Raw genomic sequence first — 24,577 nt, 5'->3', positions numbered from 1 at the left:
CGGCTTCGTCGCCGGGCTCGCGCTCAATCTCGCACGACTGCGAGGCCGCCGCTAGCGCGTTTGTTACGACTCGGTAAACACCGCACCAAATCGGTCTGAAGACTTGCGCGTCTTTTGTTCGTAAGCTTTACTAACAAACATGAACGCGACGGATGTGCAGCGAGGCACCGCGGCCCTGGCCGTGGATGCGCAGGCGCAGCAGACCCCGGCGCTTCGCGGGTTCGCGCCGGGCAGGGCTCTCCGTCCCAGCGCGAAAGTGCTTCCGGAGCACGCCCGCAGCCACAACCGTTCGCTCGTGCTGCAGACGCTGTACCGGGCGGGGGAGCGCAGCCGCGCCGACATCGCACGGGAGACCGGGCTGACCCGCGTCACTGTCTCCGACCTGGTCGCCGAGCTGCTGGCGGAGGGACTCGTCGTCGAGCTCGGCCAGCGCGAGTCCGCCCGTCCGGGCAAGCCCGCCGTGCTGCTCGACATCAACAGGACCGCCTACCAGATCGTCGGCGTCGACCTCAGCGACCACGCCATGTTCCGGGGTGCCGTGCTCGACATCGACGGCGGCATCCTGCACCGGGCGGATGTTCCGCTCGACGGCGCCACCGGTGAGGCCGCGTTCGCGAAGGTGGCCGAGCTGGTCGACGCGCTCATCGGCGCCGCGACCGCCCCCATCCTGGGCGTCGGCGTCGGATCGCCGGGTGTCGTCGACCTGAGCGGCACCGTGCTGACCGCGCCGAACCTCGGCTGGGTCGACGAGCGGGTGCAGCAGCGACTGCACGAGCGCACCGGACTTCCCGTGGTGGTCGCCAACGACGCCAACGTCGCCGTCCTCGCCGAGCACGGCTACGGGGACGCGGCGGGCGACCTCATGCTCATCACCGTCGGGCACGGCATCGGAGCCGGTCTCATCGTCGCGGGCGCCCTCGTCTACGGCAGCCGCTTCGCCGCCGGCGAGATCGGCCAGGTCATGGTCGGCACCGACCTCGGGCTCGAGACCACGTACAACCGCGACCAGGTGCTCGAGCACTGGCTCAGCGTGCCCCGCCTGCAGGAGCGCATCCGCGAGGCGGAGGCGTCCGGGTCGGATGCCACGCCCATCCTGCGCGAAGCCGGGCAGCGGCTCGGCATCGCCCTCGCGCCCGTCGTCGGCGCCCTCAACCTGTCGGAGATCGTCCTCAGCGGCCCGACCACCCTGCTCGATGGCCCTCTCGCCGAGGCGACCATCCACACGCTCCGGAACAGGACCATGGCCGAGAACCACGCCACGCTCACGCTCCGGATGACCACGCTCGGGCAGGACATCGTCCTGCGCGGCGCGGCCGTACTCGTCCTCTCCGGACAACTCGGGGTCTCGTAACACAGCACCGCCCGAACACGAACCACCACGACCCCAGCACCACGGTGTGGCAATCGCACACACTGACCACCCAAGAAAGCCCCATTCACTACGAAAGGACAGTGCAATGAAGAGAAAGCTCGTCGGCCTCGCCGCTGTGGCTACAGCTTCCGCTCTCGTGCTCGCGGGATGCGCCTCCGGCGGAGGAACCGCCCCGAGCACAGACGGCAAGGGCAAGACGGTCACCCTGTGGCTCGTCGGCGCCGATACTCCGGATGCTCTTCGTACCTACCTCAAGGACGAATTCAAGAAGGAGACCGGCGCGACCCTCAACATCCAGCAGCAGGACTGGGGAGACATCGTCACCAAGCTGACGACGTCGCTTCCCGACGCGAACAACACCCCGGATGTGACCGAGATCGGCAACACCCAGTCGCCGACCTTCACCAACGTGGGTGCGTTCCTCGACATCTCCGACATGTACAAGGACCTCGGCGGCGACGACCTGCTGCAGTCCTTCGTCGCAGCCGGTGAGGTCGACGGCAAGAAGTACACCCTCCCGTACTACTTCGGTTCGCGGTACGCGTTCTACCGCAAGGACGTCTGGTCGGCCGCCGGGGTCTCCGTGCCCACCACGCTCGACCAGTTCAACACCGACGTCGCCACCATCACGGCCAAGAACCCGAAGGGGATCGCGGACTTCTCCGGGTTCTACCTCGGAGGCCAGGACTGGCGCAACGGCATCTCGTGGATCTTCGCCAACGGCGGGGACATCGCGAAGAAGAAGGACGGCAAGTGGGTCGCCACGCTGGACTCCGAGGGCTCGCTCAAGGGTCTCCAGCAGCTGCAGGACCTGTACAAGAACGCCTCCAAGGCTCCGAACGACGCCAAGGACTCGAACCAGTACATCTACCTGAACGACAGCGACCAGACCGTGGACGCCGACGGGAACAAGACGGCTGACACCTCGCTGGCCGCCGCGACGATCATGGCTCCCGGATGGGCGCACTGGTCGATCGGCGACGCATCCACCAAGGATGGCAAGGTCGTCCGCACCTGGAACGACAACACGTTCGGAACGTTCGTGCTGCCGGGCAACGACGGCAAGCCGGCTCCGGTGTTCGCCGGTGGCTCCAACATCGGGATCTCGGCCAAGACCAAGAACCCCGGCCTCTCCAAGACGCTCATGAAGATCATCTTCTCCAAGGACTACCAGGAGATGCTCGGCAAGAACGGCCTGGGACCGGCGAACAGCAACTACACCTCCTCGCTCGGCGACGACCAGTTCGCGAAGGCTCTCATCGAGTCCGCGTCGAACTCGAAGCTGACCCCGGCGGCTCCCGGATGGGCGTCCGTCGAGGCGGGCAACGTGATGGAAGAGTTCTTCAGCAAGATCAAGGACTCGACCGATCTCAAGAGCCTCGCGCAGGAGTACAACACCAAGCTCGACGCTCTGATGAACGTCAAGACCGGTAAGTAGTACAGCACCACCAGAAACACCAAGCAGGCCGGGGGCGCGGGAAACACCTTCCGCGCCCCTGGGCCTGCCCCATACTTTTCCCCAGCACCAGACCCTCTCCCAGGAAGGAGGACAGACGTGACGACCACCCAGGATGCTGCGCGGGCCACGGCCCAGGCACGGCGCCCCGACGCTCCTGCGCCCCGCAAGCGCAGGTTCCAGTTCACCCCGTACGCGCTGCTCATCCCCTCGGTCGCGATCCTCATCCTCGCGCTCGGCTACCCGATCGTGTGGCAGCTCATCACGTCGATGCAGAGCTTCGGACTCGCCCAGCAGTTCGGCCAGCCCGCGCCGTTCGTGTGGTTCGAGAACTACATCACGCTGTTCTCCGACCCGTACATGTGGGTCGTCGTCGCGCGCTCGATCGCGTTCTGCCTGGTCACGGCCGCCGTGACCGTGGTGATCGGCGTCGGAATGGCGCTGCTGATGAACGCCGTCAACAAGGCCGTGCGCATCATCATCCAGATCTCGATGCTGCTGGCGTGGGCCATGCCGGTCGTCGCAGCGATGACGGTCTGGAACTGGCTGTTCGACTGGCGCCGCGGCATCGTGAACTACACGCTCACCTCGTGGGGCCTCGACTTCCAGAACCACAACTGGCTGCAGAACCCGCTCTCCTTCTTCTTCGTCGCCATGATCATCGTGGTCTGGATGAGCGTCCCGTTCGTGGCGTTCTCCGTCTTCGCCGGCCTCACCCAGGTCTCCGGCGAGGTGCTCGAGGCGGCGCAGATGGACGGCGCGAAAGGCTTCCAGCGCCTCCGCTTCATCATCCTTCCGATGATCCGCCCCGTCCTCGGCATCGTGCTGCTGCTGCAGATCATCTGGGACTTGCGCGTCTTCACCCAGATCCGCCTGCTGCAGGACAAGGGATCGATCGCCAGTGAGACCAACCTGCTCGGCACGTACATCTACCAGCTCGGCGTCGGATCGAGCGACTTCGCGATGGCCAGCGCCGTCAGCGTCTTCGTGCTCATCCTGACCATCGCGATCAGCTGGTTCTACGTGCGCAACCTGCTCAAGGAGGACGAATCGTGACCAGCACGCTTCCGCCGACAACATCCATCGCCGGCGCAGACGCCCCGGCCCAGCCGCCGCGCAAGCTCCGCCAGAAGATCAAGCCGTCGCGGGTGGTCCTCGGGATCGTCGGCGTCGTCGTCTCGCTGATCTGGGTCTTCCCCGTCTACTGGATGGTCAACTCGTCCCTCCTGCCCAACGTCGTCCTGCAGAACACCAAGCCGACCTGGCTGCCGTTCGGCGGCTCGTTCGACAACTTCGCCGAGGTCATCAACGGAGGCACGTTCTTCCCCGCACTCGGGATGAGCCTCATCATCGCCGTCGTGACCGTCGTGTTCTGCATCGTGTTCGCGTTCCTCGCAGCCCTCGCGATCAGCCGGTTCAAGTTCCGCGGACGCAAGTCGTTCGTGCTGGCCGTCCTGCTCATCCAGATGCTGCCGGCCGAAGGCCTGTTCATCGCCCAGTACAAGCTGATGGGCAGCCTCAACCTCCTGAACACGGTCGTCGGCGTGAGCATCATCTACATCGCCGCCGTCGTGCCGTTCACCATCTGGATGCTCCGCGGCTTCGTCGCCGGCATCCCCGCCGACCTCGAAGAGGCGGCGATGGTCGACGGCCTCAGCCGCACCCAGGCCTTCATGCGCATCACCTTCCCGCTGCTCGCGCCCGGGCTCGTCGCATCCGGGGTGTACGCGTTCCTCCAGGCATGGAACGAGTTCACGGTCGCGCTCGTGATCCTGCAGGAGAACTCCAGCCAGACGCTCCCGCTGTGGCTGCGCGGCTTCATCCAGCAGTCGGCGTCCCGCGCGACGGACTGGGGACAGGTGATGGCGGCGTCGACCCTCGTCGCGGTTCCCGTGATCATCTTCTTCCTCTTCGTGCAGGGCCGCATGACCAGCGGTCTGGTCAGCGGGGCGGTGAAGGGGTGAGCCGGCCGGGCATCGCCGAGAAGCAGGACACCACAGAACCGGGAGAAGCGAGCGCCGGCCTGCGCCGGCGGATCGCTGCGACCCTTGTTCCCGGTTTCGTGGGCACCACACTGCCGGACTGGCTCGCAGCTCGGCTGCGCGCCGGTCTCGGCGGGGTGTGCGTGTTCGGCCAGAACGTCGCATCCGTCGAGCAGCTCCGCGCGCTCACCGACGCGATCTACGCCGCCAACCCGGATGCGGTGGTCGCGATCGACGAGGAGGGCGGCGACGTCACCCGCCTCTACTACGAGACGGGCTCGCCATATCCGGGCAACGCGGTTCTCGGCAGGCTCGGCAACCCCGGGTACACCGAGCAGGTCGCTCGCCGGGTGGGCTGGGAGCTGCGCAGGGCAGGTTGCAACCTCGACTTCGCCCCGGATGTGGACATCAACTCCAACCCGGACAACCCGGTGATCGGCGTGCGCAGCTTCGGCTCGTCGCCCGAGCTGGTGGCCGAGCAGAGCGCAGCGTGGACGCGCGGGCTGCAGTCGGCGGGCGTCGCGGTCTGCGCCAAGCACTTCCCCGGCCACGGGGACACGGCCCAGGACTCGCACCTGGTGCTCCCCGAGGTCGACCTCGACGTCGATCAGCTGCGCGAGCGGGAGCTGCTGCCGTTCCGCGCCGTCATCGAGGCGGGGGCGCGCACGATCATGACCTCGCACATCCTGCTCCCGCAGCTGGATGCGGAGCGGCCGGCGACGTTCAGCCCGACGATCATCGAGGGCCTGCTTCGCCGGGAACTCGGGTTCCAGGGGGTCGTCGTCAGCGACGCGCTCGACATGAAGGGCGCGAGCGGGGATCGCGGCATCCCGGAGGCCGCCGTCCTGGCGCTCGCTGCCGGCTGCGACCTGCTCTGCATCGGCACGGAGAACACGGACGACCAGCTCGCCGAGATCGAGGACGCGATCGTCGCGGCCGTCGAATCCGGCCGGCTGCCGGAGGCCAGGGTGGACGAGGCCGCCGCGCGGGTGCTCGCGCTGACAGCAGAGCTCCGCGCCGAGCAGGCGGCCGTGCCCATCCCGGCCGACGCCCCGGCAGGGCGGCTCGACCCGACGGACGTCGTCGTCGCGATCAGCACCTTCGACATCTCCGAGCACGCAGCCGAGTGGATGCGCGCCCACCGGGGCCCGTGCTCCGTCGTCCGCATCGACACGGTGGCGAACATCGCCGTCGGCGTGTCACCGTGGGGTCCGTTCGCCGAGGTGGCGGCCGACCCGGACTCCGCGTTCGCCGCAGCGTTCGCGGCGAACCCGACCGTCGTGTTCACCGAGGGCGACCATCCCGAGCTGGTGCTCGCAGCACAGTCGCCCGTGCTGGTGATCGGCAAGGACAATCACCGGCACGCGTTCGCCAGGGAGGCCATCGACCGGCTGCGCGCCGAGCGGGACAGCGTGCTCGTGGTCGACATGGGCTGGCCGAGCGACGACAGGGCGTACGCGGACATCGCGACGTTCGGCGCATCCAGGCTCGTCGGCCGGGCGCTCCTCGACCTGCTCGGCTCCGGCTCGTGAGACTCGGCATCGACATCGGTGGCACCAAGACCGATGCGGTCGCCGTCGACGCCTCAGGATCGCTCGCGCAGCGGGTCAGGCTGGCCACCGGCTTCGGGTCGACGGCGGTCGTCGAGACCGCTGTGGCCGCTGTGTCCAGGATCGGGGAGCTGACCGGCCTGCCTGCGACCGGGTTCGATTCGATCGGCATCGGCATCCCCGGGCTGGTCGACAACGCATCCGGTCACGTCGCGCACGCGGTGAACCTGGGGCTGGAGGGACTCGAGCTCGGCGGGGAGCTCGCCGGCAGGCTCGGCGTCGGCGTCCGCATCGAGAACGATGTGAAGGCCGCGGCCCTCGGCGCGTACCATCTGCTCGGCCTCGACGGCACGATGGCCTACCTCAACCTCGGCACGGGGATGGCGGCGGGAATCGTGCTCGACGGACGGCTGTGGCGGGGGAGGGGAGGCATCGCCGGCGAGATCGGGCACATCCCCGTCGACCCGAACGGCGTGCTCTGCGCCTGCGGCCAGCGTGGCTGCCTGGAGACGGTCGCGAGCGGATCCGGCGTCGCCCGGCAGTGGAAGACCGACGACCCACTGCCCGTTCGTGCACTGTTCGCCGCCGCGGCGGACGGCGACCGGAACGCGCGGGCGATCAAGGCTAGGCTTGCAGAGGGCATCGCATCAGCTGTCCGTGTTCTCGTGCTGACCGTCGACGTCGACTCCGTCGTGATCGGCGGCGGCCTCAGTCATCTCGGGGACCGACTGCTGTGCGACGTCCACGAAGTGCTCGAATCCTGGTCGACGAGCTCGCCGTTCCTGGCGTCGCTCTCGCTGCAGGACCGCGTGCGCCTCGTCCCGGAAGATTCACCCGTCGCGGCACTCGGTGCTGCCCTCGTAGGAGAGAAACTCAGTGGCTGAAATCGTCGTCGTCCCCGATCAGGCAGCAGCGGGGGAGCTCGCTGCGCAGAGCATCCTCGACCTGATCTCCTCCAAGCCGGATGCCGTGCTCGGCCTGGCGACAGGATCGACGCCCCTCGCGCTCTACCGCGCGCTCGCGGCGAAGGTGCAGACGGCAGGAGTCGACGTGTCGCACGTCCGCGGGTACGCCCTCGACGAGTACGTCGGGCTCCCGGACGGCCACCCGGAGAGCTACCGCGCAGTGATCAGCAGGGAGGTCGTGGAGCCGCTCGGTCTCACGCCGTCGCTCATCCACGTCCCCAACGGGAACATCGACACGATCGAGCACGCCGGCGCCGACTACGAGAAGGCGATCGCCGAGTCCGGAGGGGTGGATGTGCAGATCCTCGGCATCGGCACGGACGGCCACATCGGATTCAACGAGCCCGGCTCGTCGTTCGCGTCCATCACCCGCGTGAAGACGCTCACCGAGCAGACGCGCAAGGACAACGCCCGCTTCTTCGACTCCGAGGCGGACGTGCCGATGCACTGCATCACGCAGGGTCTGTCGACCATCCTGCGCGCGCGTCACCTGCTGCTGCTCGCCTTCGGCGAAGGCAAGGCGGACGCCGTCGCCGGTGCCGTCGAGGGTCCCGTCTCCGCCAGCAATCCGGGATCGGCGATCCAGCTGCACCCGCACGTGACCGTCCTGGTCGACGAAGCTGCGGCATCCCGCCTGAAGAACATCGACTACTACCGGTACGCGTACGCGAACAAGCCGGCCTGGCAGAAGCTCTAGCCGCACTCTTTCCCGGTACCGGAGGCCCGGTCCCGTCCATCGCCGAACTCGGCGCGGACGGGGCCGGGCCTTTTCTGTAAAAACATTGATAATCAAGAGTTGAAATGTTGCACGCCAGATAGAAGCGTGTAAGAATCGATATGTCGACCCGGGCTCTTCCCTGAGCTCTCCGACAGTGATGACCGGACCCGGTCCGGAATCGCTTGGCCCACCCCGGGGAACGATCCCCCACCCGACTGCTCACGCCGCCTCCCTAGGACGCGTGTGAGCGCTGAAAGGAAATCCGCATTCCCATGCGTAAAAACACACAGCTCGCTGGTGCTCAGAAGGGGCTCGCGTTGCGCGCCGCCCGCACCGGTGTCGCCGCAGCGTCGGCACTTCTCGTCACTGCGGCGGGACTCGCGTTCGCGGCCCCCGCTTCTGCGGTGGCGGACCACGACATCATCCCGGTCGTCACGTCGCCAGCCGCATCGTCGACCATCTGGGACCAGTACCCGGTGTTCTCCGGGACGTCGAAGGTGAACTACACCGGCACCCTCTACCTGACCCCGCAGAACGGTACGAAGTACACGTATTGCACCTTCAAGTCGGATGCATCCGGCAACTGGTCGTGCCCGAAGCCGGCCAAGCCGCTGGCATACGGCGCGTACATGGTCGATGTCACCGTCTACAACAAGGGCGCGACGACCAACTTCGCGATCGGAGACCCGGCCAAGTACCCGCTGGCCATCACAGCTCCCGGCTTCGGTGAGACGGTCACGACGAACCGTCCGGTGTTCTCCGGAACCGGCCTCCCCGGAGGCTACGTGGTCATCTTCCGCGGTGAAGAGGCTATCGGCGGAAGCGTGATCGACAAGAACGGCGCGTGGTCCACGCCGGCGCAGTCCGACGTCCCCAACGGCGCAGTCGCCCTGCGGGTCGACTTCTACACCAGCCTCACGGCGACCACGCCGTCCTCGTCGGTCAACCACTACATCACGGTGAACGCTCCCCTTCCGATCGCGCCGGTCACCCTGACCGGTCCGGCCGCCGGTTCGACGGTCGAGACGGCGAAGCCCGTCTTCACCGGTTCCGGTGAGGCAGGCGCATCCATCGTCGTCACCGACGGCAACGGCGTGCAGCTCGCTGCAACGACCGTCGGCGAGGACGGCACGTGGAGCGTCGAATCGCAGCTGGGGCTCGCGAACGGTCCCATCGCGGCCACCGCCACGCAGACGGTCTCCGGCGCCACGGAGACGACCAAGGCATCCACGCTCTTCACGGTGGCCGTCGCTGCTGCTCCCGTCGCTGCGGATGTCGTTGTCACGTCCCCCGGGATCGACGAGAAGGTGTCGACCAGCAAGCCGGTGTACGCCGGAACGGGAGAGCCCGGTGCGAACATCCTGGTGAAGGGAAGCAGCGGCCGCGTGATCGCCTCGACCAAGGTCGACGCATCCGGCAACTGGTCGGTCACCGCCGACTTCGAGCTCGGCAACGGCGGATACATCGGTACCGTGTCGCACGAGATCCCGGGCGGCGCGACCACGCACGCCACCATCTCGTACTCGGTGAACGCCGTCGTCGCTCAGCCGTTCAGCGTGACGTCGCCAGCCGTCGGCGACTTCCTCGGCACGCCGAACCCGGTCTTCACCGGTGTCGGCACCCCGGGCGCGACCGTCGAGGTCCGCGGCAACAGCGGCAGGGTCCTCGCGGCCACCACCATCGACGCTGCGGGCAACTGGTCCGCCGCCTCGGATGTCCCGCTGGGCGCTGGACGCTACGTCTCGTACGCCACGCAGATCGACAACGGTGAGCGCACCGTCGCCACGCTCGAGTACACGATCGCGCTCGGTCTCACCGTGACCAGCCCGTCTGTCGGCGGCGATGTGACCGGCCCCAGGCCCGTGTACACGGGGACCGGCCAGCCCGGCGCCACCGTCCAGATCGCCGGAAGCTCGGGCAGGATCGTCGCGACTGCCGTCGTCGCCGGCAACGGCAGCTGGACTGCTACGGCCGACTTCGACCTCGCCAACGGCCGGTATGTCGGCACCGCGGTGCAGCTGCTCGACGGCGCGAAGCTCGGCTCCGTCGCGATGGAGTACTTCGTCAAGTAGTCCGATCCCTACGGCGAGTAGCCCGGCCCTCTTCGGAGGGCCGGGCTACTCGGCGTTCAGGCGTCTGCCGGCCCGCCCGCGATGGTGCGGCCTGCTGCGAAGACGCGGCGCACGGTCCACTCGTGGTCGAGGATCACGGCGTCTGCCGCGTAGCCGGCGCGCAGCCGCCCGAACCGGTGGGCGTCGCCCAGCACCCGCGCCGGGGTGAGCGTCACCGCCTCGACCGCCTTCACCGGGTCGAGGCCGGCGAGGGTGATGGCGTTCCGGAGGGCGACGTCCTGGGTGAGCGTCGAGCCGGCGATCGTCTCGGTGCCGGAGAGCACGGCGAGGCCGTCGCGCACGGAGACATTGAGGCTGCCGAGGCGGTAGTCGCCGTCGCTGGCGCCCGCGGCGGCCATCGCGTCGGTGACCAGGGCGACGCGACCGCGGGCCTCGTCGAAGGCCAGCTTGGCGACCGATGGATGCACGTGCAGACCGTCGAGGATCAGCTCCAGCGTCACCTCGGGGTTCTCGAACGCGGCGACGACAGGACCGGGAGCGCGGTGGTGGATGCCGTTCATCGCGTTGAACGCGTGCGTGAGAAGCCGGGCGCCGACCTCGAACGCGCGCGTGGCCTGGGCGTAGTCGGCCGCCGTATGGCCGACGCCGACCACGACGCCGGCTTCGATGAGCACCCCGATCGACTCCAGCGCGTTCGGAAGCTCGGGGGCGATGGTCGCGACGCGCATCGTGCCGCGGGCTGCGCCGATCAGTTCCTCGACCATCTCGGGGCCGGGCTCACGCAGGAAGGCGGCGTCGTGCGCACCCCGGCGCTCCGGCGCCAGGAACGGGCCCTCCAGGTGGGAGCCGAGCACGAGAGGGTCGCCGGCCGCGAGGTCGGCGACGATGGACAGGCTCTCGCGCAGCGAGGCGAGCGGGTTGGCGACGTGGGAGACGAGCGAACGGGTCGTGCCGTGCGCCCTGTGCGTGGCGAGACCGGCGAGCATCTGCTCCGGACCGTCGTCGAACGGGTGGCCGCCACCGCCGTGGCAGTGCAGGTCGATGAAGCCCGGCGTGAGCCAGTGCCCTCCGGCGTCGACCACCTCCCGGCCGCCGCCCTGGGCCGCGCTGTGCCAGCCGGTGCCGGAGCCGGTGGCGGTGATGGTGTCGCCGTCGACGACGAGCCAGAAGCCGTCGACCAGCCCGTCCGCATCCACCTTGCGGGCGTTGTGGACGACGAGGCCGGTCACGAGAACTCTTTGCGTCCGTTGACGATGCCGCTCACGGTCGCGACGACCGCGAACACGCCGGCGACGATGGGCTGGCCGAGATCCCACCAGGCCAGGGCGGCAGACGCGAACACGACGATCTCGACCAGCGCCTTGACGAACGGGTCGACGCGCAGGACGGCCTTCGGCGAGCGGAACAGCGCCCAGAGCACGATGGCGATGGCCGGGGCGAGGATCCCGACCACGATGTTCCACGGCAGCGGCCAGGCAACGAAGCCCCAGAAGCCGAGGGTGAAGATCGCGAAGAGTTCCAGAACGAACCGGAGGACGTCGTTCGGCCCGACCCTGGTCTCGCTCTGCGGGTGCTGCGTGGAAGTCACGGAATACATTCTATTGCCGCAGCATCCCGCGCCCGCCTAGCGGAAGATGATCGTGCGGGCCCCGTCGAGGAGCACGCGGTCCTCGGCGAACCACTTGACCGCCTGCGTGAGCGTGCGGCTCTCCTCGTCCTGGCCGATAGCGACCAGTTCCTGCACGGTGCGCGAGTGGTCGACCCTGACCACGTTCTGCTCGATGATCGGGCCCTCGTCGAGGTCGCTCGTGACGAAGTGCGCCGTGGCGCCGATCAGTTTCACCCCGCGGGCGTGCGCCTGACGGTACGGGTTCGCGCCCTTGAAACCGGGGAGGAAGGAGTGGTGGATGTTGATGGCCCGGCCGGCCAGGCGCTCGCACAGCTCGGGGGAGAGGATCTGCATGTAGCGGGCCAGGACCACCAGCTCGATGTCGTGTTCCTCGACGGCCTCGAGCACGCGCGCCTCGAACGCGGCCTTGCTCTCCGCATCCGTCACGGGACGGGACTCGAACGGGACGCCGTAGAAGCCGGCCAGATCGCGGAGGGCTCCGTGGTTGGACAGTACGAGCGGGATCTCGATCGGCAGCTGGCCAGCGCGCTGGCGGAACAGCAGGTCGTTGAGACAGTGCGCCGCAGTGGATGCGAGGACGAGCGTGCGCAGCGGACGGCCGACGTTGTCGACGCGGTGCTGCATCCCGAACTGCTCGACGACGGGGGCGAGCGCGCGCTCGAACTCGGCGCGGTCGGCGGCGGACTCGACCTGGAGGCGCATGAAGAAGCGGCCGGTGTCCGTGCTCGCGAACTGCTGGCTCTCGGTGATGTTGCCTCTCGCGGCGACGATCGCGCCGCTGACGGCGTGCACGATGCCCGGCTTGTCTGCGCAGCTGAACGTGAGCACCCAGTGGTTGGGCTGCGGGGATGCGGGGGCTGAGAGAGTCACCTTGTTAGGTTAGCGATTGCGCAGGCCGCTGCCGAACGCGCGGAGGTGCGCAGCCATTGACGCGGTGCACCGACGTGAAGTTGGATCGGTGCATGACCACTACGGGCGAGCACACCCCGGACGTCCCGACGACACCGGCGACCGGCCTCGGGGTCGAGCTGAACGGGCTCAACACCATCCAGGCGAGCGAACGCCGGGGCCGCCCCCGCGACCTGTTCTGGCCGTGGTTCGGTGCGAACGTCTCGGTGTTCGGCCTCAGCTACGGCTCATTCCTGCTCGGCTTCGGCATCTCGTTCTGGCAGGCGACGATCGTCGGGATCGTCGGCATCGTGATCTCGTTCCTGTTCTGCGGGCTCATCGCGCTCGCCGGCAAGCGCGGCTCTGCCCCGACGATGGTGCTCAGCCGCGCGATGTTCGGCGTCGAAGGCAACAGGGTGCCGTCCGTGCTGTCCTGGCTGCTCACGGTCGGCTGGGAGACCGTGCTCACCGCGCTCGCCGTGCTGGCGACGGCGACGGTGTTCACGCAGCTCGGCTGGGAGGGCGGTGTCGCCACGAAGGTGGTGGCGCTCATCGTCGTGGCCGCGCTCATCATCGCCGGCGGTGTGATCGGCTTCCACCTCATCATGCGCATGCAGATGATCATCACCATCGTCACCGGCGTGCTCACCGTGCTCTACATCATCCTGGTGCTCGGCCACATCGACCTCGGCGCCGTCTCCGCGCTGCCCGCCGGCGACGTCCCGCACGTGATCGGCGGTTTCGTCTTCATGCTGACCGGGTTCGGGCTGGGCTGGGTGAACGCCGCCGCGGACTACTCCCGTTACCTGCCGCGCTCGGCGCGCAGTTCCGGCGTCATCGGCTGGACGACGTTCGGCTCGTCGCTGGCTCCCGTCATCCTGCTGGTGTTCGGGATCCTGCTCGCCGGCTCGTCGGAGAAGCTCAGCACGGCCATCGCCGCGGACCCGATCGGTGCGCTCGCCTCCCTGCTGCCGACCTGGTTCCTCGTGCCGTTCGTGATCGTCGCCGTGCTCGGCCTCGTCGGTGGCGCCGTGCTCGACATCTACTCGTCCGGACTGGCGCTGCTGAGCGTGGGGCTCCGGGCGCCGCGCTACGTCGCGGCGGGGATCGACGGGGTGATCATGACCGCCGGCGCGATCTACGTGGTGTTCTTCGCCAACGACTTCCTCGGGCCGTTCCAGGGCTTCCTGATCACCCTCGGCGTTCCGATCGCCGCCTGGTGCGGCATCTTCATGGCCGACATCAGTCTGCGCAAGCGCGACTACGCAGAAGCCGACCTCTACGACAGGCGCGGCCGGTACGGCAGCGTGCGCTGGCTGCCCATCGCCCTCATCGTGATCGGGACGGGGATCGGCTGGGGTCTCGTCACGAACGCCTCGGCGAACTGGCTCACCTGGCAGGGCTATCTGCTCGGGCCGTTCGGGCTCGGCGGCACGAAGGGTGACTGGGCCTACGCCAACCTCGGCGTGCTCGTCGCCCTCGTGATCGGCTTCCTCGGCACCCTCCTGTTCTCGCGCGGCGCGATCCGCCGCCAGGAGGAGCGGTGACGGAGCCGACGCTCGTCGTCGTCGACATGCAGCGCGTGTTCGGCGACGGGGACAGCGACTGGTTCACCCCGCGGTTCGCCGAGGCGGCCGCGGTGATCGAGTCGATGCTCCCCGCCTTCGGGGAACGGGTGGTGTTCACGCGGTTCGTGGCCCCCGCGCATCCGGTCGGTGCGTGGGTGCCGTACTACGAGCAGTGGCCGTTCGCGCTCGTGCCGGAGGACGACAGGCTCTACGAGCTGGTGCCGACGTTCGCCGGACGGGCGGGCACGGTCGTCACCGAGACCACGTTCGGCAAGTGGGGGCCGGGGCTGGCGGCAGCGCTCGGCGGGAGCACCGAGATCGTGCTGACCGGCGTGTCCACCGACTGCTGTGTGCTCTCCACCGCGCTGCCGGCGGCGGACGCGGGTGTGCACATCCGTGTGGCAGCCGATGGATGCGCCGGGCTGACCGACGCCGACCATCGGCGAGCTCTCGACGCCATGGCGCTGTACGCTCCGCTGATCGAGATCGAGGACAGCCGGAGCATCCTGGCGTCGATCGGGTAGACTCGTTCCTGGTCGGTGGTCGAACACCGGCCCTGGGCGCGCACATGGGCGCGTAGTCGACCCGCCATCCGAAGTCTTGCCGCACCGGCGACCGGATGGGGCGGGGAACGCCGTTCGTTGGACAGTTCGTCATGTCTGCCACTTCAACGTCGCCAATGAAAACCTCACCGAGATTCCCCTGGGCGGGACTGCTCGCGCTCGCCGCAGCCGTCTTCCTGTCCGTCACCAGCGAGATGATCCCCACCGGGCTGCTGCCCGACATGAGCTCGTCGCTCGGCGTGAGCGAAGCGCAGATCGGGCTGCTCGTCACGGTCTTCGCGTTCACCGTGGTGATCACGAGTACGCCGCTCACCGCGTTGACCAAGCGCTGGCCGCGGCACGCCATGATCGTCGGCATCCTGATCGCCCTCGGCCTGTCGAACGTGCTGACGGCCATCGCGCCGGACTACGGGTTCGTGGTCGCCTCGCGCATCCTGGGCGGTGTCGCCCACGGTCTGTTCTGGTCGATCGTCGGCGCGTACGCCGGTCACCTCGTGCCGAAGGAGCAGATCGGCAGGGCCGTGTCGATCACGCTCGGAGGAGGCACGCTCGCGTTCGTCTTCGGCGTGCCGCTCGGCACGTTCGCCGGTCACCTGTTCGGCTGGCGGCTGTCGTTCGCCTTCCTCGCCGGCCTGATGCTGGTCGGGGCGCTCCTGGTGTGGAAGCTGCTGCCGAAGGTGGAGCGCGAGACGGACGCCGACGCCGACCGGATGCGCGGCGTGCCGCGCTCCGAGCGCCCGGCCCGCCCGAAGGACGCGACCATCGTCGCGGTCGTGATGGTGTGCCTGGTGGCCTCCGTCACGATGATCGGGCACTACACGTTCTACACGTTCGTCGTCCCGTTCCTCACGGGACCGATGGGCGTCGCACCCGGCGACGTCGGCGGCCTACTGTTCTTCTACGGGATCGCCGGCGCGGTCGGGCTGGTGCTCGCGGGCTCGCTGTTCGGGCCGCGCCCGCAGCTCGGGCTGATCCTCGCGCTGGTGGTCACCGGGGTCGCCGTCGCAGCGCTCGCGGCATTCGCCGGGCAGCCGGTGATCGCTCTGATCGCGTTCATCGTGTGGGGGCTCGCGTTCGGCGCGCTGCCTCCCCTGCTGCAGACGCGGCTGCTCCACACCTCGTCCGCGGCGTTCCGCGACACCGCGAGCGCGCTGTACACGACGTCGTTCAACATCGGCATCGGCGGCGGCGCTCTGATCGGTGCGGTGATCTTCGACGTGGGCGGCCTGATGGTGCTGCCGGTCGTCTACATCGGCCTGCTGGTCGTCGCGCTCGTGCTGGTGCTCGTGATCGGGCGGATGACCAGGAGGCGGCAGCCGGTGGATGCGTCTGCCGAGCCGGAGAGCGTCAGAACAGCGTGACCGGAAGGTCGACGAGCAGGCCGTAGCGGCTGCCGTCGGTGTACGCCACGCCGAACCGGTGCTGGAGGGTGTCGTCCAGCGCCCACTCGAATCCCTGGGACGCGTGGCCGTATGCGTCGAGGTGCACGAGGTTCTGCATCCGGTTGCCGTCGGCGGACAGCCGGAGGGTCGCGCCGGGGGTGCCGTCGACGGTGAGCAGGAACGAGTGGCCGGGCGTCGGCGTGATCCGGATGGCGGGCACGGCCACGGACCCGGTGAGGGGCGCGGTCACCGCTGACACGTTGCCGAGCCGGTCGGTCTGCCGCGCGGTGATCGCGAAGGCCGGCTGGACACCGGTGAGCTGGTCGGTGGTCCAGGTGCCGTTTGCCGAGGCGGTGACGGTGGCCTGCAGTGTCCCGTGGTCGTAGACGTCGACGGTCGCTCCGGGCTCTGCGGTGCCGGAGACGATGGGTGCGAGGAGCCCGGCGTACGCGCCGGAGCCGGTGTCGGGCTCGCTGAGCAGCGGGGCGATGGCCGTGCGGTCGATCGAGACGGTGGTGGTCTGCGCGGGGGAGCTGCCGCCCGCCGTCGACTGGACGAAGCCGAGCGACCAGTCGCCGTCGGAGAGCGAGGACAGGTCGAGCGTGAGGCTCCAGGCGCCTGTGCCGTCGGCGGTGGTGCTGCCGACGGGGACCGCTGCGGTGCTGGACGCGCTGGTTGTGCTGGATGCGGTGGAGAGCGGCGTTGCGGCGGCCGGCGTCGCGGAGACGACGATGCGCGCATCCGGTGCTGCGGTGCCGGAGGCGGCGAGGGTGGCGGCGTTGGTCGCGGTCTGCTGGGCGGGGGAGGAGACGGCGGGGGCGGCTGGCGGCGTCGTGGGGGTGGGGGTGCCCGGTGTGCCGGGGCCGGAGGGCTCTGCCGGGGTCGTCCCTGTTTGGCCGGGGGAGACGGCGACCGGGGCTGTGGATGGCGGGTTGCCGGTCGATGGGGCGGCGGGTTGCGGCGCCGCGACGACGGGCACGGCGGGGGCCGGGACGGACGGCGCTGGCGCTGCGGGAGCAGGATCCGCGGCGGGCGGCGCTGCCGGGGCGGGGAGGGACGGCGGGGTGGCCGCGCCGGTGTCCGGCTGTTCCTGGCTGGCCGTGACCGACGCGGGCTGCTGCGGGAACAGCTGGGGGCCGAAGACGAACCCGGCGGCGACGGCCGCGGCGACGAGCAGGCCGCCGATAGTCAGGCCGATGCCGACCGTGCTTCCGGTGCCGGCCGCCGCGGTGGCGGTTGCGGGAGCCGCGGTCGCGGCGCCCGAGCTCGAGCCGCCTGCGCTTCCCGGGCCCGCGCCGCCAGCACCGGGTGCCGCCGAGCCCGGCATCACCGCGCCGGACTCGCCGATGGCGTAGCTGACCGCGTTCGCCCCGGACTGCATCCACGCCGCGTACGCGGAGGCGCCGCCGATGCCGAGTGTGAGCGGCAGCAGCACCAGGGAGAGGCGCGACCCGACCTCGGACGCCTCGGAGGCGACGATGCTGCAGCGCGCGCACTCGGCGAGGTGCGCATCCACTGCTGCCGTGTCGCGCTTGCCGAGGCCGTGGCGAGCGTATGCGCCGAGGCGTTCGGTGGTCCAGCGGCACTCGGAGCCCTCGGCCGTGGAGGCGAGGTGCGCCTGCACCCAGGCCTGGCGCAGCCCCTCGCGCGCCCGGTATGCGAGGGCGGCGACCGCGTTGGGCGTCATCCCGAACAGCGGCGCGACCTGCTGCGGCGTCATGCTCTCGACCTCGCAGTACCAGAGCACCTCCTGCCAGCGGCTCGGCAGCGTGTGGAACGCCTTCGCGGTGAGAGATCGGTCGAGTGCCTCCATCGTCGCCGTCTCGCTGAAGGCGGGGTCTTCGACGGACTCCATCTCGTCGATGGCCGTCTCGTGCTTGGCCCGCCCCCACGACGCGGCGATGTTGCGGACGGTGCTGAAGAGGTACGCGCGGAACGCGGTGGTGGGGCCGCCGCCCGCCGCGATGGCGCGGTAGATCTTGGCATACGCTTCCGAGACCAGGTCGTCGGCGTCGAACGTGGACGTCTGGGAGCGTGCGACCGTCATGGCCGCGCGGGCGTGCCGTCTCCACAGCTCGGCGAATGCTTCCCGGTTGCCGCCCCTGGTCAGCTCGACGAGGTCGGAGTCCGACTGTTCGGTGACGGGGGGCATCCCGCCATTCTGGCGGAAACAGCTGAAAAAAGTCTGATATTTCGGTCCTGTTACCGCTCGCAGAATCGGCGGAAAAAAGTTGCCGGAAGTGGCGTCATAACCGCGACATCGGTGCGTCTCTCCCACTGAAGCCGTCGGCGATGGACGGCGATCCGGCGCGGAGTGCTTTTATTCGGCCCACTCCGCCGTGCGTTTGATGGACGACCCGAACGTCCGTCAAACGAGGGGGATCCGCGCGAGCGGACCGTCGGCGGGTCGGGCGTGAGCCCGACCCGCCGCCACAGTCAGCGCGGCAGCACGCCCGCACCTGCTCAGCGCGGCAGCGGCGCTCCCGCCGTGAACACCTGCAGCACGCGGAAGTCGTCGTCGAGGAGCACGGCGTCCGCCGCGTATCCGGCCGCGAGCCTGCCGAGATCGCCACCGCGACCGACGGCGGTCGCCGGGGTCTCCGTGAGCGCGAGCACCGCATCCTCGACCGGGATGCCCACCTCGGTGACCGCCCGGCGCAGCGCGTCGTCGAGCGTGAGGGTCGACCCGGCGATCGAGCCGCCCTCGGCCAGGCGGGCGACGCCGTCGCGCACCTGCACGGCCAGCGAGCCCAGGATGTAGTCACCGTCGCTCGATCCGGCCGCCGCCATCGCGTCGGTGATCAGCGCCATGCGTCCGGGAGCAGAGGCGAACGTCATCCGCACGACCTCCGGGTGGATGTGCACCCCGTCGTTCACGATCTCCAGCGTCACCCCTGCGGTGTGCGTCGCCGCCGCCACGGGGCCCGGCGCGCGGTGGTGGATGCCGTCCATCCCGTTGAACGCGTGCGTCAGGATGCTCGCCCCTGCGTCGAACGCCGCGAGCGTCTGCGCATAGTCCGCCGCGGTGTGCCCGACCGCGACGGCGACGCCGGCGTCGGCGAAGGCGCGAACAGCATCCAGCCCGCCCGGCTGTTCCGGCGCCAGGGTGATCTGCCGCAGCGTCCCGTTCGCCGCACCGAGGAGGAGCTCGATGTCGGATGAGGTCGCCTGGCGGAGGAGGGCAGGATCGTGGGCGCCCTTGTGCCCGACGTCGAGGAATGGGCCTTCGAGGTGCGAGCCCAGGATGCGCCGGTCGTCCTGCATCATCGCCGCGATGCCCGCCACCCGCACGGCGAGGTCGTCGACCGGCGCTGTGACGAGGGAGAGGACGAAGCGGGTGGTCCCGTGCTTCTGGTGCAGCGCCATCCCGGTGCGGATCGCGTCCTCGCCGTCGTCGAACGACGCTCCGCCGCCGCCGTGGGTGTGGATGTCCACGAACCCGGGGGTGACCCAGGCGCCGTCGGCGTCCGTCACAGCATCCGGCTGGTCGCCGGCGACGGAGATGCGCCAGTCGTCGCCGGTGCCGACCTCGGCGATTGTCTCGTCCTCGAAACGGACCCAGCCGTTGTGCAGGATGCGGCCCTCGCTGACGAGGCGGGCGGAGTGGATGACGTGAGCGGTCATTTGATCGACCATAACCTAAGCACCGACGACCTACGCGACGATGACCTCGAACCCGGCGTCGGCGAAGGCGGCACGCTGCTCCGCTGTGATGCCGTCGTCGGTGATGAGCGTGTTCAGCACCTTCGGTCCTCCGAGCGTCGCGAACGCCTTGCGCCCGATTTTGCTGGAGTCTGCGACCACCACGGCGCGGGTGGCGCGCCTGGCCATCAGGGAGTTCACACTCGCCTCGCCTTCGTCGTGCACGGTGGCGCCGATGGCGGGGTCGATGCCGTTGACGCCGATGAACGCGATGTCCATCGTGATCTTCTCCAGCACGACATCGCTGTACGGCCCGACCAGTTCGTAGGAGCGGGCGTGCACGACGCCTCCGGTGACGACGGTCTTGATCTGGGGCCGCATCACCAGCTGCGCGGCGATGTTGATGGCGTTGGTGACCACGGTCAGGTTGGGGTGAGGCGACGGCTCCATCAGGTCGGGCCGGGAGCCGAGCACGGTCGCGACGGCGGTGCTCGTCGTTCCGCCGCAGAGCCCGACGACGGCGCCGCGCGGGACGAGAGCGCTCGCCGCCTGCGCGATCCGCAGCTTCTCCGGAGCGTGCTGCTCGCGCTTGTACCGGATGGGGAGGTCGTATGCCACGGACTGGCCGACAGCTCCGCCGCGGGTGCGGGTGAGCAGCTGCTGGGAGGCGAGCGCGTCGAGGTCGCGACGGGCCGTCGCCGCGGAGATGTCGAGACGCGTCACGAGGTCGTCGACCTCGAGCTGTCCCGTCTCCGCGAGCAGGTCGAGCACGGTGTTCAGCCGCTCAGCTCTGTTCATCGCCGTTGTGTCTCCGTTCGGGTTGACGCCTGCTCCACAGCGAACAGCGCGAGAAGGCGCGCCGCCTCGCCAGCCACCGCGGTGCGTCCTTCGCGCAGGTATTTGCGCGAGTCCACCACCTCGGGATGCGCGGACAGGTAGCCGCGCACCGCCTCCGTGAAGAAGCGGTTGAGGTGGGTGGAGACGTTGACCTTGGTGATGCCGGAGCGGATCGCTGAGACGATCGTCTCATCCGACACGCCGGACGAGCCGTGCAACACGAGGGGAACGGGCACGGCGGCGTGCAGCCGTCCGATCAGGTCGAGGTCGAGCGAGGCCGTCCGCTCCGTCATCGCGTGCGAGCTTCCGACCGCGACGGCGAGGGCGTCGACGCCCGTCTCGGAGACGAACCGGCGCGCTTCGTCCGGGTCGGTGCGCACACCGGGAGCGTGTGCGCCGTCTTTGCCGCCGATCTCGCCGAGCTCGGCCTCCACGAAGACGTCGTTGGCGTGTGCGTAGTCGACCACCCGGATGGTCGCCTCCACATTGCGGTCGTAGTCGAGCTTCGCGCCGTCGAACATCACCGAGCCGAAGCCGAGGTCGATCGCCTGGCGGGTCAGCTCCTCGTCCTCGGCGTGATCGAGGTGGACGGCGACGTGGGCCTGCGACGCCGCCGCGACGGCGATGGTCGCGCGGGCGATCGGCTCGAGGCCGCCGTGGTAGGTGACGCAGTTCTGCGAGATCTGCAGGATGACGGGCAGCTGCGTCTCCTCTGCGGCGGCGACGAGGGCTTCCGCCGTCTCCAGATGGATGACGTTGAAGGCGCCGATCCCGGTCTGCCGGGAGGCGGCGGAGTGCATCAGGTCGGCGGTGGAGACGAGCGGCATGGCTTCCTTACGGGGACGGATGGTGCGGGATGGACGGTGGCGGACGGTGTTGGGGACGGATGGCGGTTCAGCCGGTGACGATCAGGCGGGTCTCGATCTCGGGGTACGACGGGTCGAGCTCCCCGGCCAGCGGGGCGAGCACGGCGGCGGCCGACCAGGCCGTCGCCCTGCGCAGGATGCGCTCTGGATCGGTGACGCCCGCCGCCAGGCAGGCGGCGACCGCCGCGACTCCGGCGTCCCCTGCCCCGGTGGCGTTGCCGTGCAGCGGCTCGGCCAGCCGGGCGCGGACGGGGGAGGAGGACGGGCCGATCGCGAGCATCCCGTCGGCCCCGAGCGAGACGAGCAACAGACCGGCGCCGCGGTCGAGGAGGATGCGCGCACCGGCGACTGGGTCGCTCTCTCCCGTGCTCTCCGCCAGCTCTCTGCGGTTCGGCTTGAGGACGGAGGCGCCCGCTTCCGCGGCGCGCAGGAGGCCGGGACCCGTCGCATCCACGATGCTCGGGATGCCCCTGGCCGCCGCGAGCGCGACCAGCTCCGCGTAGAAGTCTTCCGGCGCTCCGGGAGGGAGACTGCCGGAGCCGACGATGCAGGTGGCAGGCACGGACAGCCGGGTGACCGCATCCCACAGCGCAGACCATTCCGCAGCGGAGAGCTGGTCGCCGGTCTCGTTGAAGATGGTGGTGAGCCCGCTGCCTCTGTCGACGATGGCGACGCTGCTGCGGGTCTGCGCGGCGACCGGGACGATCTCGTGCGGAAGCCCGCTCGCGCCGAGGTCGTCGGCCAGGCGCAGCCCGGCGGCCCCACCGGCGGTGGTCAGCGCGAACGCGCTCCCGCCGGTCTGCGCGATCACGCGGGCGACGTTGATGCCCTTGCCTCCCGCGCGCGCCGCAGGGGCGGCGACGCGATGGCTCTCGCCGACGTCGAGCTCATCGACCGCGTATGTGAGGTCGACGGCCGGGTTGGGGGTGACGGTCAGGATCATGCTGTCTGCTCCTCGGCCTGCTGCTCGGCGGGCTGCTGCTCTGCGGGCCAGGCGGCGTCGAGCAGATCGCGGGCGCGCAGGGCGGCTCCGATCACTCCTGCGTTCTCGCCGATGCTCGCCGGGAGCAGCACAGGGCGGCGCTGGAAGGTGAGGATCGCATCCAGCCGGGCGGCCAGCGGCTCGAACAGGGCCGGGCCCGCCTGGGCGAGACCCCCGCCGATGACAATGGCCTCCGGCGCGAGCAGCGCGACGGTGTGCGAGAGGTCGAGGGCGAGCGCATCCAGTGCAGAGTCCCAGACCGACTGCGCCACGGCGTCGCCGGCCGCAGCGAACTCGAGCACCTCCTTGGCGCCGGGAACGGCGACGCCGGAGAGCGCGGTGTACCGGCGGGCGATGGCCGCCGCGGAGGCGATGGCCTCCAGGCAGCCGCGACCGCCGCAGGCGCACTCCGGACCGTCAGCGACGCGGGAGTGGCCCATCTCGCCCGCCATGCCGCCGCCCGTGTGCAGGCGGCCGTCCACGAAGATCGCGCCGGCGATCCCGGTGCCGATGGCCATCACGACCACGTCGCGGTACGGCGCAGCCGCTCCGATCCTGTGCTCGGCCTCGCCCGCGCCTCGCACGTCGTGGCTGAACGTGACCGGCAGTCCGACGGTCTCCTCGACGCGGGCGCGGAACGGGAAGTCGTGCCAGCGCAGATTCTCCGAGAAGACGCCGATGCCGGCCTCGTCGTCGACGTGGCCGGGCACGAGCAGCCCGATGGCGAGCGGACGGACCTCCGGATGCTCGGCCCTGAACCGCGAGGACAGCTCGGCGACGGCGGAGACGACGGCCTCGGCCGTCTGGTCGCCGTCGTGCGGTGTCGCCCGGCGTTCGAGCGCGACGATCCTGCCGTCCGCGTCGATCAGCGCGGCCTTCATGTCCGTGCCCCCGACGTCGAAGGCGAGCACGGCGTGGCCGGCGCCGAGCGGAGCCGACCGTGACGGGGAGGTGGCGTGCTCTGTCACGGCGCGAGGATGACGGAGCGGGTCAGGTTGCGGGGGTGGTCGGGATCGAGCTCGAAGCGGCGGGCGCGGGCGAGCGCGACCCGCTGGGCGCGGATCAGGTCGGCCATGCCGTCGAGGTCGCTGTTCTCGAAGTGCGCGCCCGTCACCGCGACATCGGCGGCGAGCCCGGACGGCGCAGAGCCGAACATCCAGGTGACGCGGCCGGGAGCAGCGATGGCGATCGGTCCGTGGCGGTACTCCTTGGCCGGGTACGACTCCGTCCAGGACTGCGAGGCCTCGCGCATCTTCAGCGCGGCCTCGTGGGCGAGGCCGACGGTCCAGTTGGCGCCGAGGAAGGAGTACTGGTCGGCGGAGATCAGGGTGTCGTCGAGCTCCTCGTCGACCGCCGTCCGCGCATCCCGGATCGCGGTGTCGAGGTTCTCTCCGAGCGACGCACGGATCAGCGCGAGGGAGGTGGTGGCGAAGCGCGTCTGCACCACGGACTTCTCGTCGGCGAACGGCAGAGCGACGACGTCGTCGACCAGGTCGACGAGCGGGGTGTTCGGGTCGCCGACGACGCCGACGGTCCTGGCCGTGCTCCCGGATGCGCGGAGCTGTTCGAGCAGTTCGAGCACCTCGGTCGTCGTCCCCGACCTCGTGAGCGCGACGACCGCGTCGTACTCACGGTCGACGAACGCCTCGGAGGCGGCGAACGCGTCGGTGACGCCCAGCCCGGCGGTCTCCCGGAGGGCGGCGTACGACTGCGCCATGAACCAGGAGGTGCCGCAGCCGACGACGGCGATGCGCTGTCCGGTCGACGGCAGGAGCGACTGCTCTGCACGGAGATCGGCCGCGCGCGCCCAGGTCTCCGGCTGCGAACGGAGTTCGGCCTCCATGTCGGCACCGAGCGTGGATGCTTGCGTCACTACTACGTCTCCTGTCTGTCGCCAACCACTTCCAGGACAATGATCGCTTATGAGCGATAAGTCTGTCTAGTGATCATCTTCAATCGCTCATCGGCGCCTTTTGCCGGATCTGTTGCGACGGAATTAACGCCGTGTAACGATCTGGGCGGAATTCCTTGACGAGCGCCCCAGTAGGCGCAATGATTCGAGCATCCAGTGAATACATGTGATTGTTTCGTGCAGGAACAAATC

The 24,577-nt window shown here is 69.6% G+C and carries 21 protein-coding genes; 11 read left to right on the top strand and 10 right to left on the bottom strand.

Annotated features, from left to right (window positions below):
• Positions 1–139 precede the first annotated feature (139 nt).
• From ACN6M5_RS08590 to ACN6M5_RS08555, 8 genes are all read left to right on the top strand, one after another.
• Positions 140–1,351 (top strand): ROK family transcriptional regulator, encoded by a 1,212-nt coding sequence (locus ACN6M5_RS08590; RefSeq protein WP_434949294.1) that lies wholly within the window; start codon positions 140–142, stop codon positions 1,349–1,351.
• Between the two features lie 106 nt (positions 1,352–1,457).
• Positions 1,458–2,810: an extracellular solute-binding protein gene (locus tag ACN6M5_RS08585; protein WP_434949293.1), complete on the top strand. Its 1,353-nt coding sequence runs from the start codon at positions 1,458–1,460 to the stop codon at positions 2,808–2,810.
• A 117-nt stretch (positions 2,811–2,927) separates the two neighbouring features.
• Complete coding sequence (locus ACN6M5_RS08580) at positions 2,928–3,884, top strand: carbohydrate ABC transporter permease (protein WP_434949292.1); 957 nt, start codon at positions 2,928–2,930, stop codon at positions 3,882–3,884.
• A gap of 77 nt (positions 3,885–3,961) precedes the next feature.
• Complete coding sequence (locus ACN6M5_RS08575; RefSeq protein WP_256922046.1) at positions 3,962–4,792, top strand: carbohydrate ABC transporter permease; 831 nt, start codon at positions 3,962–3,964, stop codon at positions 4,790–4,792.
• A gap of 98 nt (positions 4,793–4,890) precedes the next feature.
• Complete coding sequence (locus ACN6M5_RS08570; RefSeq protein ID WP_434949291.1) at positions 4,891–6,342, top strand: glycoside hydrolase family 3 protein; 1,452 nt, start codon at positions 4,891–4,893, stop codon at positions 6,340–6,342.
• The gene (locus ACN6M5_RS08565; RefSeq protein ID WP_434949290.1) at positions 6,339–7,244 is read left to right on the top strand and encodes an ROK family protein; all 906 of its coding nucleotides are present in this window, start codon (positions 6,339–6,341) and stop codon (positions 7,242–7,244) included. Before ACN6M5_RS08570 ends, ACN6M5_RS08565 begins: the two co-directional genes overlap by 4 nt.
• Positions 7,237–8,022, top strand: a complete 786-nt coding sequence (nagB, locus tag ACN6M5_RS08560) for a glucosamine-6-phosphate deaminase (RefSeq protein WP_434949289.1) — start codon at positions 7,237–7,239, stop codon at positions 8,020–8,022. The genes ACN6M5_RS08565 and nagB overlap by 8 nt, the downstream gene beginning before the upstream one ends.
• A 293-nt stretch (positions 8,023–8,315) precedes the next feature.
• The gene (locus ACN6M5_RS08555) at positions 8,316–10,115 is read left to right on the top strand and encodes an Ig-like domain-containing protein (RefSeq protein ID WP_434949288.1); all 1,800 of its coding nucleotides are present in this window, start codon (positions 8,316–8,318) and stop codon (positions 10,113–10,115) included.
• A gap of 56 nt (positions 10,116–10,171) precedes the next feature.
• Here ACN6M5_RS08555 and nagA (ACN6M5_RS08550) read toward each other — a convergent pair whose 3' ends face one another.
• Genes nagA (ACN6M5_RS08550) through purU form a run of 3 tightly spaced genes read right to left on the bottom strand, consistent with a single transcriptional unit; the run spans position 10,172 to position 12,615 of the window.
• Positions 10,172–11,344 carry an N-acetylglucosamine-6-phosphate deacetylase gene (nagA, locus tag ACN6M5_RS08550; RefSeq protein ID WP_434949287.1) on the bottom strand — a complete coding sequence of 391 codons (1,173 nt, stop codon included), beginning with the start codon at positions 11,342–11,344 and terminating at the stop codon, positions 10,172–10,174.
• Entirely contained in the window at positions 11,341–11,703 is a 363-nt protein-coding gene (locus tag ACN6M5_RS08545) for a YrdB family protein (RefSeq protein ID WP_434949286.1), read from the bottom strand. The genes nagA (ACN6M5_RS08550) and ACN6M5_RS08545 overlap by 4 nt, the downstream gene beginning before the upstream one ends.
• A 36-nt stretch (positions 11,704–11,739) precedes the next feature.
• Positions 11,740–12,615, bottom strand: coding sequence for a formyltetrahydrofolate deformylase (purU, locus tag ACN6M5_RS08540; protein WP_434949285.1), 876 nt, complete (start codon positions 12,613–12,615; stop codon positions 11,740–11,742).
• 92 nt (positions 12,616–12,707) lie between these two features.
• Between purU and ACN6M5_RS08535 the strand changes: the two genes are divergently transcribed.
• From ACN6M5_RS08535 to ACN6M5_RS08525, 3 genes are all read left to right on the top strand, one after another.
• Positions 12,708–14,180, top strand: a complete 1,473-nt coding sequence (locus ACN6M5_RS08535; protein WP_434949284.1) for a purine-cytosine permease family protein — start codon at positions 12,708–12,710, stop codon at positions 14,178–14,180.
• Positions 14,177–14,725, top strand: a complete 549-nt coding sequence (locus tag ACN6M5_RS08530; RefSeq protein WP_434949283.1) for a cysteine hydrolase family protein — start codon at positions 14,177–14,179, stop codon at positions 14,723–14,725. Before ACN6M5_RS08535 ends, ACN6M5_RS08530 begins: the two co-directional genes overlap by 4 nt.
• A gap of 155 nt (positions 14,726–14,880) precedes the next feature.
• The gene (locus ACN6M5_RS08525) at positions 14,881–16,125 is read left to right on the top strand and encodes an MFS transporter (RefSeq protein ID WP_434949282.1); all 1,245 of its coding nucleotides are present in this window, start codon (positions 14,881–14,883) and stop codon (positions 16,123–16,125) included.
• On the opposite strand, the gene ACN6M5_RS08520 is transcribed toward ACN6M5_RS08525, so the two are convergent.
• From ACN6M5_RS08520 to ACN6M5_RS08490, 7 genes are all read right to left on the bottom strand, one after another.
• On the bottom strand, positions 16,112–18,298 hold the full coding sequence (locus ACN6M5_RS08520; RefSeq protein ID WP_434949281.1) for a sigma-70 family RNA polymerase sigma factor: 2,187 nt from the start codon (positions 18,296–18,298) through the stop codon (positions 16,112–16,114). The genes ACN6M5_RS08525 and ACN6M5_RS08520 overlap by 14 nt on opposite strands.
• Before the next feature lie 311 nt (positions 18,299–18,609).
• Positions 18,610–19,770, bottom strand: coding sequence for an N-acetylglucosamine-6-phosphate deacetylase (gene nagA, locus ACN6M5_RS08515; RefSeq protein ID WP_434949280.1), 1,161 nt, complete (start codon positions 19,768–19,770; stop codon positions 18,610–18,612).
• A 30-nt stretch (positions 19,771–19,800) separates the two neighbouring features.
• Complete coding sequence (locus ACN6M5_RS08510) at positions 19,801–20,586, bottom strand: DeoR/GlpR family DNA-binding transcription regulator (RefSeq protein ID WP_085371048.1); 786 nt, start codon at positions 20,584–20,586, stop codon at positions 19,801–19,803.
• Positions 20,583–21,452 (bottom strand): class II fructose-bisphosphate aldolase, encoded by an 870-nt coding sequence (locus tag ACN6M5_RS08505; RefSeq protein WP_168689985.1) that lies wholly within the window; start codon positions 21,450–21,452, stop codon positions 20,583–20,585. Before ACN6M5_RS08505 ends, ACN6M5_RS08510 begins: the two co-directional genes overlap by 4 nt.
• Positions 21,453–21,519: 67 nt before the next feature.
• Positions 21,520–22,434, bottom strand: coding sequence for a 1-phosphofructokinase family hexose kinase (locus ACN6M5_RS08500; protein WP_434949279.1), 915 nt, complete (start codon positions 22,432–22,434; stop codon positions 21,520–21,522).
• Entirely contained in the window at positions 22,431–23,441 is a 1,011-nt protein-coding gene (locus tag ACN6M5_RS08495; protein WP_434949278.1) for an ROK family protein, read from the bottom strand. Before ACN6M5_RS08495 ends, ACN6M5_RS08500 begins: the two co-directional genes overlap by 4 nt.
• Positions 23,438–24,316 carry an SIS domain-containing protein gene (locus tag ACN6M5_RS08490; protein WP_434952355.1) on the bottom strand — a complete coding sequence of 293 codons (879 nt, stop codon included), beginning with the start codon at positions 24,314–24,316 and terminating at the stop codon, positions 23,438–23,440. Before ACN6M5_RS08490 ends, ACN6M5_RS08495 begins: the two co-directional genes overlap by 4 nt.
• Between the last annotated feature and the right edge of the window lie 261 nt (positions 24,317–24,577).

Source organism: Leifsonia araucanica, assembly GCF_051161895.1.
Taxonomy (GTDB): Bacteria; Actinomycetota; Actinomycetes; order Actinomycetales; family Microbacteriaceae; genus Leifsonia.
The sequence above is the reverse complement of the archived record's forward strand: the minus strand, read 5'-3'. Positions and strand labels throughout refer to the sequence as shown.